The 1,146-nt window shown below is 27.7% G+C and carries 1 protein-coding gene; it reads right to left on the minus strand.

Going from position 1 to position 1,146, the window contains the following annotated elements:
• The coding region (locus L8X97_RS08255; RefSeq protein WP_263663066.1) for a PDC sensor domain-containing protein at positions 1-987 on the minus strand (987 nt) is incomplete at its 3' end.
• Positions 988-1,146 lie beyond the last annotated feature (159 nt).

Consider the following 1,146-nt stretch of genomic DNA (forward strand, 5'->3'; position numbering starts at 1 on the left):
AAAGTCAAAGAAAGAATTGATACCTTTTTGGATTGCTTGTAAAGGGGATAGATAATAAGAGATGATGAAGTAGAGTAAAATGATACTTATGAAACTAGCTGCAATAACTGCAGTAATTTGAATATAGGCCATTTTCTTGCTAGATTCTTCTATGCTGTCTATATCTGTTACACTGCAGATAGTATCTGAATCTATTTTATCGCAAATAGATAATTTTTCTTTACCCATTTCATTAGTATAAAAAAATGCCTCGCCTGGTTTTGCTTTACTAAAAGCTTTAGCAACAATAGCAACATTTTTATTATCTTTGCCAAAATAGTTTTCATCGGTTGAAGCAAATGCAAACAATGCTTTATCAAAAACAAAAGATGAGCCTGGTAAATGTTTTAATCTATCTTCTAATTTCTTCACAGAAACATCGATAGCTAAAACCCCTATAAACTTACCATTTTTAGTTAAAGATATAGAATAGGTAAAAGTAGGAAGCCCCGTTGCTATATCTGTATAAATATCAGTTACATTCCAACCAGTTTTCTTTCTAGCTGCTATATAAAATTCTCTTGTAGTTGCATCATAATTTTGCTCTTTTCCATAAATTAAATAATTTACTCCTTTGGCATCGCTGTCTTTGTTACTTAAAACTAATTCCCCGTCAGGTTTTGCCAAATAAATAGCTTGATAATCGCCTATATCTTTTGCAGCTTTTAACTGAATTCCAACATCTTCTATTAATGTTTCTTCGTTGGCTAAAATTTCATATGGATGATGTAAAATACTTTGGGCAAATCTTTCTAATGCGCTTGAAGAGTTGTTGTAAAAATTTTGTGTTAAATTTTTTGCAGAAATAAGTTTATCTTGTTCTGCTTTTATAACTTCTTTAAACAGAGAGTCTTTTACAAAAACAAAAGTTATAATGCCTAAAATAAGTAGACAAAATATAGCAATAAAATTTGCTATGAGTGAGATTTTTATTTTCGCACTTTTCATTGGTTTTCCTTTTTATGTAAATTTGTAGTTATTTTTTTGAAAGTGAAAAAATTATCTCATAGGAGTATAAATTTAAAAAAACGATATATTAATAAAAAATTATCTATATAAATAATATTGGATAAATATAAATTTTATTAAAACACAATATAAAAAAAC

The organism is Campylobacter sp. CNRCH_2013_0671h, assembly GCF_025773055.1.
GTDB lineage: Bacteria > Campylobacterota > Campylobacteria > Campylobacterales > Campylobacteraceae > Campylobacter_D > Campylobacter_D lari_D.